Annotated in this window: 1 protein-coding gene; it reads right to left on the reverse strand. The window is 32.9% G+C overall.

The features are described from left to right. The coding region (locus JUB10_RS14440) for a hypothetical protein (protein WP_207457892.1) at nt 1-471 on the reverse strand (471 nt) is incomplete at both ends.

Consider the following 471-nt stretch of genomic DNA (forward strand, 5'->3'; position numbering starts at 1 on the left):
GATTTTTTCAGTCTCCCAATTATCGGAAATAGGCATATTATCGGTCATGACAATTTGATTATCACTCTCGCCAAACACGATACGTCGTGTATCTTTAGGTGTGTTTTTACCTAGAACCAACCTAAAACTAAGTTGATCGCGTATATCTGTAGAAATCGTTGTAGCTAAAGGTTTCTGCATTGATAAAACAACATTAATACCAGCACTACGCCCTTTTAAAATTAAGTTTTTAATCAAACTGTCGTAATCAGCTTTTACTTTTTTATCAGTCAACGTCATCACAAACGCTGCTAACTCATCATAAAACAATACGATAGGCGTCATACCAGCTTTATATGCGTCTATACCTATTTCATCATACTGTGATGATAAGATGTTTTGACGATAATCTAATATATCGTTTAAATGCTGTAATAATGCAATAACATCATCTGTTTCTACAGCATAATTTGATTTAGGTAAATTCTTTTT

This window comes from Desertivibrio insolitus (assembly GCF_017355965.1).
Taxonomy (GTDB): Bacteria; Actinomycetota; Actinomycetes; order Actinomycetales; family Microbacteriaceae; genus JAFIQW01.